Source organism: Limnospira sp. PMC 289.06, from assembly GCF_032350395.1.
GTDB classification, from domain to species: domain Bacteria; phylum Cyanobacteriota; class Cyanobacteriia; order Cyanobacteriales; family Microcoleaceae; genus Limnospira; species Limnospira platensis.
The window spans coordinates 13,852-28,455 of sequence record NZ_JARPLC010000004.1; the positions used below are offsets into that span (position 1 = coordinate 13,852).

The window sequence follows — 14,604 nt, forward strand, 5'->3', positions numbered from 1 at the left end:
AATATCAATAAACCCGCCCCACCCGGTCATTAATTGATAATGGTAGGGGCGGGTTATGGTGTCAATGACATTTCCCCACCGGAATATCAATAAACCCGCCCTTTCTTTCCCTGTCGCTGGGGGTTATGGTGTCAATGAAATTTCCCCACCGGAATATCAATAAACCCGCCCTTTCTTTCCCCGCCGCTGGGGGTTATGGTGTCAATGACATTTCCCCACCGGAATATCAATAAACCCGCCCCACCCGGTCATTAATTGATAATTACATTAAACCCGCCTTGTGGGGAAAATAGGGTATATGCACATAATGGCGTTTTTGTCAAGAGGTGGAAAAAAGACGATCGCTTTTCGGGGAAAAACTCGTGCATCGCCAGCTTCAACTTTTGGGGAGAGAATAATTTTTATCGCCATATAATCGGGGTTGTAGCCTCTGTTTTTGCGGATAGACATAGTGAACCCTTGGGTGCGATTTCTTCTAGGGTATCATAACCCCCATTCTCTCGTCAACTTTTTGCCAGCTATTTTCAATAAATTTGTAACAATTCTTAACAATCTTTTGAAGATAAAATTTATTTGGCTGTATAAATTAGCAAAACTTATGGTTAGCTGGGGGGGTGAGAGGGTGAGAGGGTAGCCTAGGCTAGGCTGGTGTGTATTAGGTTTTCTCAGATTGGAAATAGTAATCAAATCGCTTTTCGAGTTGTTCAACCGTGAGATTTTGGGTCCAATATTCAACTAAAGCGTGTCCGAAAGCCCAAGCATTATGGTCAGGTGGATCGGGGTTATTTAAAAGTAGCGGCCAGAGGGCGAGAAGGTCAAAATTAGGGGATTTAGTGCGATCGCTGCTGAGGAGACAAAACAAATCATAACCCATCTGCAATTTACCGATCGCCACCGGAAGCTGTTCTATGGGTATTTGTTCAGCCAACAGATAGGCGAGGGTAGGGTTTCCGGTGGTGAGGGTAGAGATAAATTTGAGGACAGGACTTTTTAATAAAGCTGTTAATCCTTGGGTAGTTGCCATTTGGCGGGTATAGCGGTCAATAATTTTAGCTGCGGCGAGAGTTCGGGATTTTTGATCTCGTAAAAATCGGGCTAGTCTTAGTTGTTTGGTCGGTCCGACTGCTTCTACTAAATGGTTGGATAAAATCTCAGCATTCCAAGGATTTCTCTGAGTTGGGGAATCACTCGTAACTAGGGGTAAAACCAGATCGCAAAATTCTCCTAACTGTTGGCGGCGATATTCTGTCGCCTCCCGAATAGCTTTTTCTTTCGGTCTATTTCCAGTTTCCCAATTATAGGGAGGTTGCCATTCTCTGACCGGACGCAGACGGTCAACTTGGGTGACAATAGCGATCGCTTTCAGGTCAGGAACTTCTACACGCATATCCCGCAAAAAATCCCGATCCATTTGTAGGGCTGGGTCTAGGGCTGGTGTGACTAATAATAGCAAATCTGCTGTTTTGGCTTCACTAACTACCAACTCCCGCAGGTCTTCTCGGTTCACTTGTTCATAACCCGGAGTATCCCACAAATTTAGGGATTCTCCTGTCGGTGTACTCCAGTGGTAATTTTTAATGCGATCCGTACTGGGAAGAACATCAACTTCCGCGAGGTTAGCCTGAAATAGGGTGTTAATTAAACTGCTTTTTCCTGACCCAGTGCGTCCTACCAACAGAATACTAATCGGTTTTTGTGCCACCTTTTCGGGAGGGTCAGCCTGGGCGATAATCTCCTGTAAAGTTTGGGTTTTCGCCTGGGGTAAATTGTCCTCGGTAACAGTTAACGCCGTCAGAGGAAGTTGTTCGCCACCATAAAGAGCGATCGCTTGTCGGGAGAGGTTTTGTAGGGCTACCTCTCGCATCATTTGACCTAAATTAACTAATAGTTCTTGATTCGCTTTACTGCTATATTTCTGACTCGCTAACCTCGCCGCCGCCGACACAGGATTAAGTATCCATGAAGCCCAACTCCAGACCTGCCATAATTTCCGGGCTGATGGTTCTAATTTCTGATAAACTTCATAGGCTTGATAGGCTTGTCCTACTGTTACTTTATTTAGCACTGGGGAGAGTTCTTGCATCCACCTATCTAAATCATCTACTGTTCCCCTAATTAATCCATAAGCCTGGGGTACATAAATATCAAGTAGGGGATATTTTACCTCTGGATGATAGATATTAGCAATCACAACTACTAACTCTTTACAGCGTTCCCCAAATTGCCCCCAGTCTAACCAAAATGGCGGATCATTTCGCGATTGTATCAGGATTTCTTGTACCGCTTTTTCTACCTGTGCGATCGCTTCACTTCCTCCCGTCGCTGCTGCCATTTCTTCCGTTAATTGAAACTTCGCAGCCGCCTCGTCTATCGCCGCTTCTACCTGGGCAATATCTGGCTTTGTCCACTTCACTAATAACCACCGCCACCCTAATAATAGCAGCGTGAAAATTCCCCAGATCCAGTTAATGCCCCAGCTATGAATTTGCCACCCCGCTGAGATTAGTAAAAATCCAACTATGATGGCGATCGGACTGACTATAATTGCCCATTTCCAAGGCTTTAAGTTTAGCATTTATCGATTTTCCTAGTCTTCACAAGGTCATATTTCTGCCTATTATCTGGATCTGGTTGGGGATGGTATGCACAAAATGTCTATTTTGTCAAGATGCCTATTTTGGGAGGCCCATTTTTTTGGGAAAATTGGTGCATCGCCAGAGGCAAGTTTTGGTCGGGTAATTGTGCTAATTCCTTATATGACAAGGGTTGTAGACCCTGTTTTTGGCATTTAGACACTAGAAGCCCTTGGGTAACATTAATTACAGTCTAGCAGAACCCCTATAAACTCGTCAATGGTTTGAGAATAATTAGCAATAAATTCTTATTAATTCTTAATGTCGTTTTAAATAACAAAACTCTCTAGCCGTATATATTAGCAAAACTTAACTATTTGGGAAGGGTAGCGCCAACTCTTGGGTGAGGGTATATGTAGGCTTGGGAATTAATCCCAAGCCAATTTGGGGGTATTATGTACGAGTGAGACTGTCGTGCAATTGAGTTAGCATTTCCGCCTCATCTTGGGCGGGTTTTTTGCATTTGAGACCCTGACAAACGAGGGCGATCGCACCGGTAGGCAAATTTTGATCAAGTTTAAAAACAGCAGTAGGTAGATACTGCTTGTTTAACTTAGCAATTTGCTCATAATTAGTGCGAACCAAAGTATTATTACAATACCAATCAAAAGCCACAAACAGACTCGGACAGGCTTGTGGAGACTGGCGCATAATACTAGCAAAGGCTTCCAAAGCCTGCCCAGCGCGATCTAAATAGTTCAGGTCTTCTGTTAACAAAAATAGCCGCACCAAATTAGCGATCGCCACCCCATTCGCCGCCGGAGTAGCATTATCCATATAACTACGTTCACGAATTAGCAAAGTTTCAGCATCATCAAGGGCTGTATTAAAATAGCCCCCCAATTCCATACTCCAGAGATATTCGTCCAACTCACTCTGAACATTCACAGCATTTGTCAGCCAAAACTCTGCCAATTCCGGCTGTTGTAAACTAGCTTGATGTAGATCAATTAACGCTTTGACAAATAAAGCATAATCTTCCGCCTGTGATAAGACCGCCACCTGACCATCATAATTAACCCGGTGAAAACGGTCATCAACCCACTGATGTTTGAGGATAAATTTTGCCGCCGTAGTAGCCAATTCCAAATATTCAGAATTATCAAAAACCCGCGCCGCTTTCGCCAACCCAGAAATCATCAGAGCATTCCATGCTACAATCATCTTAGTATCAGTAACCGCCGGAATACGACCCGGCCAGTCCCTTTGTTTAGCCCCTTGATTATTCTCAGCCACCGGGAAAGTTTTAACCTCCTCTGGGGGCGCACCATAACGGACTGCAAACAGTTTAGCCAAAGCCGTTTCTATTAAGGGGTCTAACTCGTCACAATTCCAGCGCTGCAATACTGTTTTACCTTCAAAATTACCCGATTTTGTCACCGTAAATTGTGCTTGTAATTCCCCAAATTCTTCCGAAGTTAGGAAAGTTTCTAACTCTTGATTAGTCCACACATAAAACGCCCCTTCTTCCGGTTCTTTATCCTGAGAGGTGACAAAACTATCAGCATCTTGTGCCGCGTAAAAATAGCCCTGTGGCGCAGTCATTTCCCGTTTCAACCATTCCACCGTACCATTTATTGACCGTTGAAAAGCAGGTTGTTTCTCACCCTCAGACCATAGATCCGCCAAAAACTCAAGAATTTGACCGTTATCATAAAGCATTTTCTCGAAGTGAGGAACAGTCCAGGTCGGGTCAACCGTGTAACGATGAAAGCCTCCCGCCACATGGTCATAAATGCCTCCGGTCACTAAGTCTTTTCCTCGTTGCAAACAGGCAGCTTTACCATCTACTTTAGATGAGGAAATTAAGCGACTTCCCCGCCAAGCCATATCTGCATAAGGAATCATCGGAAACCGAGGACCGCCGTAGTTATTCCGACCAACTACTCCCGTGTTAGTTTCTAGTCCTTGTTTCAGTAAATCTTCGGTTAATTCCGAGGGTGGTAAAATCACAGACTGTCGCAGTTGGGTAAGAATTTCCTCCGTGACAGTTTCCAGTTTATTTTTGTCAGTATGGTAAAAGTTGTGAATGGCTTTCAATAAATCCAAAAAGCCAGGCCTTCCGTAGCGGGGTTCAATGGGAAAATAGGTGCCACCATAAAAGGGGATCCGATCGCCTGGGGTGAGAAATACATTTAGCGGCCAGCCCCCTTGACCAGTCATCATTTGTAGGGCTTGCATATAGATGCTATCAATTTCTGGACGTTCTTCGCGATCGACTTTGATGGGGATAAAATTAGCGTTCATATATTCAGCGATCGCCGCATCAGAAAACGCTTCCCCCTCCATAACTGTACACCAGTGACAACTTGAGTAGCCAATAGACAGAAATATGGGCTTATCTTCAGTTCGAGATTTTTCTAAGGCTTCATCGCACCAAGGCCACCAGTCAATGGGATTATCTGCGTGTTTACGGAGATAAAGGCTTGATGATTGGGCTAGACGATTGCTCATAATATTAGATAAGTTCTAGTGCTATTGACTATGTTGGGAATTAGTTTAAGTATAGCGTTTTAATTTACTCGGCGGTATTCTCAGCTAACAAACCCTTAGCAGCTTCGATCATATCCTGCTGTAAACCCTTTAAATGGTCGTGGCTATCCAAATAGGTTTTTAGGGCTTCTAAGGGGTCGATCGCACTTCCCGCCGCCAATTGAGGCAAACGAGGGCGGGCCAGTTGACTAATTAATTCCGGTTGGATAGTATAACTGTGGGCGCTGCTGAGAGCTGCGTGCAGTTTCGGCATATCGATCGCATTTAATTGATCTGGTCGCAACTGATACAGTAGTCGCACCACAGCCTGATCAATGTTTTTCTTAGCGATCGCCCCCAGCAACGCCGCTAGGGGGTCATCTTGCTGGGAAATATCCACCCTAATTGTACAAAATGGGCGCACTGGTAAAGGGCAAAATTCCCAAGTCGTTTGATTTTTCGCCAAATTCACCAACACAAACCCCTTATCTTCTTTTTCCTCCGAAAAATCCACCCTTTCAATACTTCCTGGGTACACCACCGGAGGGTTATTAGTAGGATTAAGATTTTGATGTTTGTGAACATGACCCAAAGCCACATAATCAAACTGAGGACGAGTCAACAACCCCAAAGGAAGATTAAAACCTTTCCCCACCGCCAGAAACCTCTCAGCCCCGAAACTAGCGCGATCGACCATTAAATGTCCTAACAATACCGTGGGAATATCCGCATCAAGCCGTCGAATTTCGCCCTCTAAGGCTACCATTAGGCGATCGATGAGTAATTTATTAACCGCCTCCAAAGACAGCCCCTCAGTGTCCGGTCGAGTCAGTAGAGTTGAACGGGTCAACCAGGGGATAGTAATCACCTGAACTAAACCCTGGCGAGTTTGAATGCGATGGGTTTCTAAGCGATCGCCCACCACAAACCCCGGAACCCCCAGAGTCCGATAAATCCCCAAACTCGCCCCTCCCTGTCCTTGGGAATGTTGGTCATGATTCCCCACCAGTAACACCGTGGGAATTTCCGCATCTACCAGGCGGCGAAATTCCTGAGCGAAAGCCTGCTTAACAAATGGTGGCGGCGTAGAATCAGGGAAAGCATCCCCCCCAAACAAAACCAAATCCACAGGTTCTGCGATCGCCCGATCTATACATCGCCCCAAAGTTCTCGTAAAATCTTCCAGACGAGTATTTAAGCCAGTTTCCGGGTTGATCCGTCCTTGGGAAAAACCACTACCTAAATGGATATCCGAAAGATGCAGGACTTTAATCATCAAATTCTCGCCATAGGTATCAATAGCAGGTTACTGTTACCTAAGTAGTTTACCAAAGGTTGGGGTTGAAAGCCTTGTCGTTTTCCAGACACTTTGTGATATTGTAGGTTTCTGAGAACGGTTGCATATTCCCTTGCCAGACCTTGCCATGCTAAATCCGAATTTGGATGAAATCCAGTTACAGCCAGACGAATACGAACGCTATTCCCGTCACCTGATTTTACCAGAAGTCGGGTTAGACGGTCAAAAGCGTCTGAAAGCGGCCAGCGTCCTCTGCATTGGTACAGGTGGACTCGGTTCACCTCTGCTATTATACCTAACCGCAGCAGGGATTGGTCGCATTGGGATTGTCGATTTTGATATTGTAGACAATTCCAATCTCCAACGCCAAATCATTCACGGGACCTCCTGGGTGGGAAAACCTAAAATAGAATCTGCCAAAAATCGGATTCTCGAAATTAATCCTAACTGCCAGGTAGAGTTATACAATATTCGCCTCAGTTCCGAAAATGCCCTGGATATTATTAAATCCTATGATGTGGTGGTAGACGGAACCGATAATTTCCCCACCCGTTATCTGGTCAATGATGCTTGTGTTTTGTTAAATAAACCCAACGTCTACGGGTCTATCTTCCGATTTGAGGGTCAGGCTACCGTTTTCAACTATGAAGGCGGACCTAACTACCGCGACCTATATCCTGAACCCCCACCCCCTGGGATGGTTCCTTCCTGCGCCGAAGGTGGAGTTTTAGGGATTTTACCAGGCATGATTGGCGTTATTCAAGCCACTGAAACCATTAAAATCATTTTGGGACAGGGACGGACTCTTAGCGGTCGCTTACTCCTTTACAATTCCCTAGATATGAGTTTCCGGGAATTGAAATTACGGCCTAATCCTGAACGTCCGGTGATTGAAAAACTCATCGACTATGAACAATTCTGCGGCATTCCCCAAGCTAAACAGCAGGAAGCAGAAGAAGCCGGATCTCTGGCGGAAATGACGGTAACGGAATTAAAATCCCTGATTGACAGTGGTGCCGATGATTTTGTATTGATTGATGTTCGGAATCCTAATGAGTACGAAATCGCCAAAATTCCCGGTTCTGTTTTAATTCCTCTACCCGATATTGAACAGGGGAAAGGAGTTGAACAGGTTAAAGAAATGCTCAATGGTAATCGTCTAATTGCACATTGTAAAATGGGAGGGCGATCGGCCAAGGCTTTAGGCATTCTCAAGGAAGCTGGTATTGAGGGGATTAATGTTAAAGGCGGAATTACCGCCTGGAGTAAAGAGGTTGACCCTTCCGTTCCACAATACTAACCTATAGGGTGTAAAATGGTGCGTCAGTATGATTAACTGGTCTGACGCACCCTACTATTCTTTAAATGGTGCGTCAGTATGATTAACTGGTCTGACGCACCCTACTATTCTTTAAATGGTGCGTCAGTGGGATGATTCTCTATTATTCATGATGATCAATCGGTCTGACGCACCCTACTATTATTTAAATGGTGCGTCAGTGGGATGATTCTATATTATTCATGATGATCAATCGGTCTGACGCACCCTACTGGGGTTTGGTTAAATCAATTAGAATATCATAGCGAAAATCATTAGCTAACTGGCTCAGATAATCAGCTAGGGGTTTATATTCACCAGGAATTTTAGCGATAGTGTCAGCAATTAACCGACCGTTTAGTTTAGTGGCAGCTTGATGTAATTCTTTTAGCCAAAATTCCGGCATTACAGAAAGATTTATTTCCGTTTTATCAACAGATGTGTTATAATTAGGATTGGCTGACTTTTGGGATTCAGAAATAGCCATATTTTCGGCTAATTGCGATTTATTTTGTTCATAGATAAAACGGACTCCGAGATGTTTAACTATAGTTTGTAATAGCTGGTCTACCCGGAAAGGTTTGCGGACAAAATCATCACACCCAGCCGATAAAACAATGGATTTTTCTTGTTGGAGGGCGCTGGCGGTTAGGGCAATAATTACAGTAGCTTGACCCTTGAGGTGGCGTTTAATTAGCTGGGTAGCTTCATAGCCATCCATAACCGGCATTCGCATATCCATAAAAATGAGATGGGGTTCCCATTTCTCCCAAATAGCGATCGCCTCTTGACCATTTTCTGCCTCTCGGACATGGAAACCCAAGGGGTTCAATAATTTGACAACTAATTTGCGGTTAGTCCAGTTATCGTCAACCACCAAAATCCGATATTCCGGCTGATTTTCTGCTAAAGCGATCGCCCTCCCTGGGGATTTTTCCGAGTTTCTAGTCACCGCCTCAGCCATACTGACTTGAATATCAAACCGAAAAATTGTGCCTTTTCCTCTCTCGCTACTGACTTGAATTTCTCCACCCATTAAACCAATAAACTTTTGAGTTATCGACAGTCCCAAACCCGTCCCCTGCTGAGAATTACGACCAGTTTCTGTTTGCGAAAATGGTTCAAAAAGCAAATCCATTTCCGACGCATCAATACCCGGTCCGGTATCCTGAACCTCAAAGCATAGTTGCCCCAAATTATGGTTAAATTTACCCAATTTTACCCGCAAAATTACCCCACCTTGCAAAGTGAATTTAATAGCATTTCCCAGCAAATTAGTTAAGCATTGACGCAGTTTTTGTTCATCAGCATAAATATAAGTTGGGATATTATCATCAATAGCAAAATCTAGGGTTAATTTTTTCGAGGAGGCTGGCAATTCTAGCATTTCTCGCAGAGAATTAAGTAACGAGATTAAATTAAAATTAGTGGGATTTAGAGAAACTCTACCCGCCTCAATTTTCGACATCTCCAAAACATCATTAATCAACTCTAAAAGATGTTCACCACTGCGACCGATAATTTCTAAATATTCTTTATGGTCAGATAGAGGAATATTAGGACTATGATATAATTCCCTTTCCATTAATTGAGTAAATCCCAGAATAGCATTAAGTGGTGTGCGTAATTCATGACTCATGCGGGCGAGAAATTCACTTTTAGCCCGACTAGCGGTTTCGGCGGCTTCCTTGGCTTGTTGAAGGGCTATTTCAGTTTGTTTGCGATCGCGAATATCTCGGACTACAGCGCAGCCATATTCCCGGTGATTATATTCTAAATAACTCAGGGTAATTTCCACAGCGATCGCCTGACCAGTTTTAGTATAATGACTTGATTCAAAAGTAAATGAACCTTGGTCTCGCAAATCATCCCAAGCAATTGACCAACCACCAGGAGAGGCGAGCGGGTCGATATCTTCCACTTCCATGGTCAGTAATTCTTCTTGAGAATATCCCAGAATTTTACAAGCCGCTTCATTCACATAAAAAAACCTGCCATTAATATCACTAAATAAGACATAATCCCTAGATTTATCAATCGAAAATTGAGTTAAACGCAGCTTTTCGTCAATTTCCTTGCGTTCGGTAATATCTTCTAAAACTCCCAAAATTCCCAACACATTACCCTGAGAATCTAACATAGGAATTCTGCTAACATCTAGCCAAATTCGCCGCCCTCCCGGTCCCAGCTTTTGTTTAGGTGCTACTACATTCATTTCCGGGGTGCGAGACTCTAAAACCTGTCTATCTTTTTCTCGGTAAAACTCCGCAATATCAGCATCTGCAAATAAATCAAAATCCGTCTTTCCAACTACTGATTCTGAACCATCAAGTCCGGCGGCTTCCGCCCAATTTCGGTTACAACCTCGAAATACTAAATTAGTATCTTTCCAAAATACTTGTTGGGGGATATTATCCAGAAGTAGACGTAAATACTCCTCTTTTTCGCGAATTTCTTGCTCGGAACGTTTGCGTTCGGTAATGTCAATAATTTGAGCGATCGCACAGAGAGGATTTCCCATGACATCCAAACGCAGATAACAAGTAAGAATCCCATAAACCCAGTATCCGTCTCGATGACGGTAGCGTTTTTCTAGGGTATATTTATCAATTTCTCTGTTGATTAATTGCCCAAATTTTTTGCGGCAAATATCCCCATCTTCCGGGTGGGTAATTTCATTAAAATCTAAGTTGATTAAATCCGCTTGGGAGTAGCCCACCCACCGACAAAAAGCCCTATTGACTGCCAAAAAATAGCCCTCAGTTGAGATTTCCGCAATCCCAATGGGGGCTAAATGAAATAAATCTCGCAGGCGATTTTCACTCTCAGCTAGGGCTGTTTCTAGCTGTTGTAATCGATGTGGTAATTTATGGTTATTCTGATTCATATCTTGGTAAAGTAAAGTAGAAACTGGTCCCCACATCCAGATCAGACTCTACCCAAATTTCCCCACGATGGCGATCAATAATTTTCCGACAAATGGCTAAACCGATACCATTTCCTGGGTATTCTTGATGGGTATGTAGTCGTTGGAAAATCTGAAAAATGCGCTGGGTTTTATCCGCTGGAATACCAATGCCATTATCATGGATACCAAATTGCCAATTTGGATTTTTTGGCATTACAGAAACCGTGATTTTTGGCGGTATACCAGGACGGTGATATTTAACTGCATTAGCAATCAAATTTTGAAATAGCTGTCCTAACTGAAGGCGATCGCCAAATATAATTGGCAGTTTCTCGGAGGTAATAGTCGCCCCACTTTCCTGAATCGCTAAACTTAAGTTACTCAAAGTTTCCCCTAAGACAATATTACAGTCAGTCGCCTCAAAAGCAGCTTGTTTCGTTCCCACCCGGCTATAGTGTAGCAGATTTTTAATTAATTCCTGTAGTCGCATTCCCTCATCTAAAATCGGAAGCACATACTCTTCTGCTTCTTCCTCCAGGTTAATTTGTGATTTCAGGGTCAGCATCAATTCCGCAAATCCCGTAATTGTCTGAAGCGGTTGTTGTAGGTCGTGGGAAACAATATAAGCAAATTGTTCAAGTTCTCGGTTAGAACGTTTGAGATCCTCATTCAACTGCTGTAGGCGCAAGTTTTGATTTTGTAATTGTTTCTGTAGTCTTCTAATCGTCAGTTGATGTTCAACTCGCGCCAACACTTCCTCAACTTGAAAGGGTTTAGTAATATAGTCAACTCCCCCCACCGCAAAGGCTTTCACCTTATCGATAACATCATCTAAAGCACTCAGAAAAATTACAGGTATATCAGCCGTTTTCTGTTGAGATTTTAAGGCTTCACAGACCTGATAACCGTCCATTTCCGGCATTTTGATATCTAGCAACACGAGATCCGGCGGTTGATTAGCAACTGCCATTAGTGCTAATTGTCCATTAATCGCACATTGTACATCATAATCGCGATCGCCAAGAGTTGCCGACAATACCCGCAAATTATCAGGTGTATCGTCAACTATTAAAATGCTACCCTTTTCCGGATCTAAACTGTTCACAAAATCTGATGAATATAATAGGGAATTTTCCAGAAATCATCTGGTCAATGTTGCTGGTCAGTTGGGTACTGCCACAATAATACCACATATAACAATAAACTCTCCCCTATGGAAGGGAAGAGTTAAACCGGGAGCCAAATTCTCCCACCACTATCAACTTTTAACTAAGATAGCAGTTGTGTGACTACTTGTCTGTATCTTTGATCATTCATCCCTCCGCTTTGTCCTGCTAATTGTGGATCAATATGCCGTCTCATGGCTTCAATGCGATCGCGGGTGGCGGGGTGAGTGCTTAAAAATGTGGGAGGAGAACTGCTACTTAGAAGTTTTGCCATAAAGTCTAGAGCTGCTTCTTGAGCATATCCAGCCCTACCCAAATTAATGATTCCCAGTTCATCTGCTTCAAATTCTGCACTGCGACTATTCGGCCGTCTTAGGGCTAATTCTACCCCAATTTGTACCGCCCTATTAGTATCAAGTCCAGCCACCGAAGCCACACCTTGAGCGATCGCCATTTCTCGCATTTGTTGAATAGCATGACGACCGACAATATGCCCAATTTCATGAGCAATTACACTAGCGAGTTGTGCTTCATTATCGGCGGCGTTAATTAAACCTGTGTGGATATAAACAAATCCCCCCATAGTCGCAAAAGCATTAATCCGAGAATCATCAACTACTTGGAAAGTATAGGGAATATTAGGGCGATCGCTAGTTTGTACCAGTCGCTGACCAATTTGGTTAACATACATAGCTAAATCGCGGTTACGATGCAAACGAAACTCGCGACCTACCATCTGATCATTGATCTGTTTACCAATATTGACTTCTTGGCGATCGGAAATAGTAGAAAGCTGGATAACTTGAATTCCTCTAAAAATCAACTCCGGGATAGAAATGGCTTGGGTAGCGGGGATAGAACTTAATAAAATCCCACATACCACCGTTACTGATAGCAGTGGATACAGCAAGCGACGGGTATTTTTTCGGAGTTGAGGCAGGTAATTTTTAAACATAATTAAACAGTTGTTAGGGTGGAAAAAAGCTAGGCTAGAACATTACGAGGAATCCCAAAGGCTGGAAGGGTATGGTTGCACTATTTAATAGTTCGGGCGATCGCCCACAATTCAGGAAAAAAATATGTGATCCTCCTTAATGTTAATGTTCCCATCTTTATCCTTGGCTTTCTCCCTGGTTTGGTGGTCAATCATCTAATTGACGCGCTTAGGTGCATAGCTACTGTTGAAGACAGCGATCGCCCCTACTACACAGGGTGTGATACCATAACTATATTCTACCCGTATTTGAGACTGACAATCACTGAAAAAAGTTGCCATTCCCAAAGTTCACCCCAAAAATTGGGCGGTTAGAGGGTGAGGTTGAGTCAGATAATATCCCTGAGCATAATCTATTTCCAGGTCTCGGAGGGTTTCAAAGGCTTGGGAAGTTTCTACCCCGTTGGCTATGGTCTGAATAGCTAAAGACTGCGCCACCAACTGAATTATTTGGACAATAGAGCGATCGCCTAAGTCCTGGACAATATCTTTCACCAAATCATCGGCTATTTTCAGATAGTCAACGCAGACATAGTTCAGATAGTCCAATGGGGAATGCTGACTACCGACTTGATCCACTGTAACATAATAGCCCTGGGTTTGCAGGTCAGCGATCGCATCCGCCGCTTTTTGGGGGTTAGCCAGAATAATTGATTCCGCAATTTCCCAGCAGAATAGATCCGGTGTCAGGTCTCGTTTAAGTATTTCTTGCTCTAATTTTTGCCACTGTCGGTCATTATATAGAGTCCGACTCGATATGTTAATAGCCCAACGATACTTTTCCCGATTTTCCGGGCTAGTTTCCGATAACAAATCTAATACTGTTTTAATCACCCAGCGGTCTATTTTTTCAGATAATCTTCTATAGCCTGGGGTTATTTTTGGTAAAAACCCGGAACTTGGAACGCCTTGACCTGTCTCATCAATAAGTCTGATTAAGATCTCACAGTATCCCTTTGACTCCCCGTTGTTTAGGGAGATAGCTTCTTGAGTATACAGACCCAACCGCTGTTCTGACCAAGCCTTTTTAAGCAGCTTAATCTGGTGGAGGCGATCGCCATAGTTATCAGCATCGCAACCAGGTAAACAAATAACTTTCGACTGACTACTTAAATCAGTTTTTAATGCCGCAGACCTTCTCATAAAACTTGACCCCCAACTTAGCTCAGACAGGTGAGCAGATATTATTCCCTATTTCTACGATAACTAGCCTAGGTAAAATAACGATGAAGATTTGATGAGATTTTTCTTAGGTTAGTTGTGGCGAGCCAAGTCTGACGGTCTGTGGAGACCCTGAAACATTACCGGAAACTCTACAGGTGTCAATCCAAATCTAGAAACTGAGATGTGAAAACTTCCACTGTCTCTGTATTGGGGGTGATACTCAATAACCCGAATCGGTGATCAAAAGTCCATTTCCACCCTAAATGTAGGTGTAGTGATAAGGTAATAAGTGCAGCTAGTATTAATTTTTCTAACATAGCCAATCGCTCCTTTATCAAATAAACATTAACCGCACCCTTTGTGAACCTAGGATCGATTATAAACAATTAGTCAGATGATGACCATGATTTGATGCAGTTATAACCATGATCTTCTGCACTCAATTGTTGTGATTTCCGTCACATTAGCAAAATCCCTAGATAGCTTCTGTATTTTTTATTACGCTTGACGCACCAGAGAGCCAATGGTAGGGTGCGTCAGAAGCAGCCACCCCATTAATCACCCGAAAATCGAAAACTGACGCACCAGAGAGCGAATATGGTAGGGTGCGTCAGAAGCAGCCACCCCATTAATCACCCGAAAATCGAAAACT

Annotated in this window: 9 protein-coding genes; 1 reads left to right on the forward strand and 8 read right to left on the reverse strand. The window is 43.4% G+C overall.

Annotated features, from left to right (window positions below; translation table 11 throughout):
• Positions 1-655 precede the first annotated feature (655 nt).
• From P5674_RS01725 to sbcD, 3 genes are all read right to left on the reverse strand, one after another.
• Entirely contained in the window at positions 656-2,575 is a 1,920-nt protein-coding gene (locus P5674_RS01725; protein WP_006617250.1) for a GTPase family protein, read from the reverse strand.
• A 451-nt stretch (positions 2,576-3,026) separates the two neighbouring features.
• The gene (locus P5674_RS01730) at positions 3,027-5,087 is read right to left on the reverse strand and encodes a thioredoxin domain-containing protein (RefSeq protein WP_014276195.1); all 2,061 of its coding nucleotides are present in this window, start codon (positions 5,085-5,087) and stop codon (positions 3,027-3,029) included.
• Between the two features lie 64 nt (positions 5,088-5,151).
• Positions 5,152-6,381 (reverse strand): exonuclease subunit SbcD, encoded by a 1,230-nt coding sequence (sbcD, locus tag P5674_RS01735; RefSeq protein WP_006617248.1) that lies wholly within the window; start codon positions 6,379-6,381, stop codon positions 5,152-5,154.
• A 148-nt stretch (positions 6,382-6,529) separates the two neighbouring features.
• Between sbcD and moeB the strand changes: the two genes are divergently transcribed.
• Positions 6,530-7,702, forward strand: coding sequence for a molybdopterin-synthase adenylyltransferase MoeB (gene moeB, locus P5674_RS01740; protein ID WP_006617247.1), 1,173 nt, complete (start codon positions 6,530-6,532; stop codon positions 7,700-7,702).
• A 247-nt stretch (positions 7,703-7,949) separates the two neighbouring features.
• Here the strand turns inward: moeB and P5674_RS01745 are convergent, their stop codons facing one another.
• The 5 genes from P5674_RS01745 to P5674_RS01765 all read right to left on the reverse strand — a co-directional run bounded on the left by P5674_RS01745 (position 7,950) and on the right by P5674_RS01765 (position 13,931).
• Complete coding sequence (locus tag P5674_RS01745) at positions 7,950-10,607, reverse strand: PAS domain S-box protein (RefSeq protein ID WP_315669743.1); 2,658 nt, start codon at positions 10,605-10,607, stop codon at positions 7,950-7,952.
• Positions 10,594-11,733, reverse strand: coding sequence for a sensor histidine kinase (locus P5674_RS01750; RefSeq protein ID WP_006616570.1), 1,140 nt, complete (start codon positions 11,731-11,733; stop codon positions 10,594-10,596). Before P5674_RS01750 ends, P5674_RS01745 begins: the two co-directional genes overlap by 14 nt.
• A gap of 164 nt (positions 11,734-11,897) precedes the next feature.
• Positions 11,898-12,749, reverse strand: coding sequence for a M48 family metallopeptidase (locus P5674_RS01755; protein WP_315669744.1), 852 nt, complete (start codon positions 12,747-12,749; stop codon positions 11,898-11,900).
• Between the two features lie 195 nt (positions 12,750-12,944).
• Complete coding sequence (locus P5674_RS01760; RefSeq protein ID WP_286131395.1) at positions 12,945-13,070, reverse strand: hypothetical protein; 126 nt, start codon at positions 13,068-13,070, stop codon at positions 12,945-12,947.
• Between the two features lie 9 nt (positions 13,071-13,079).
• Positions 13,080-13,931, reverse strand: coding sequence for an EAL domain-containing protein (locus P5674_RS01765; protein ID WP_315669745.1), 852 nt, complete (start codon positions 13,929-13,931; stop codon positions 13,080-13,082).
• Positions 13,932-14,604 lie beyond the last annotated feature (673 nt).

Coding starts and splice junctions, on each gene's coding strand:
- P5674_RS01725 (WP_006617250.1), bottom strand. CDS start 2,575: ATGCTAAACTTAAAGCCTTGGAAATGGGCAATTATAGTCAGTCCGATC.
- P5674_RS01730 (WP_014276195.1), bottom strand. CDS start 5,087: ATGAGCAATCGTCTAGCCCAATCATCAAGCCTTTATCTCCGTAAACAC.
- sbcD (WP_006617248.1), bottom strand. CDS start 6,381: ATGATTAAAGTCCTGCATCTTTCGGATATCCATTTAGGTAGTGGTTTT.
- moeB (WP_006617247.1), top strand. CDS start 6,530: ATGCTAAATCCGAATTTGGATGAAATCCAGTTACAGCCAGACGAATAC.
- P5674_RS01745 (WP_315669743.1), bottom strand. CDS start 10,607: ATGAATCAGAATAACCATAAATTACCACATCGATTACAACAGCTAGAA.
- P5674_RS01755 (WP_315669744.1), bottom strand. CDS start 12,749: ATGTTTAAAAATTACCTGCCTCAACTCCGAAAAAATACCCGTCGCTTG.
- P5674_RS01760 (WP_286131395.1), bottom strand. CDS start 13,070: ATGGCAACTTTTTTCAGTGATTGTCAGTCTCAAATACGGGTAGAATAT.
- P5674_RS01765 (WP_315669745.1), bottom strand. CDS start 13,931: ATGAGAAGGTCTGCGGCATTAAAAACTGATTTAAGTAGTCAGTCGAAA.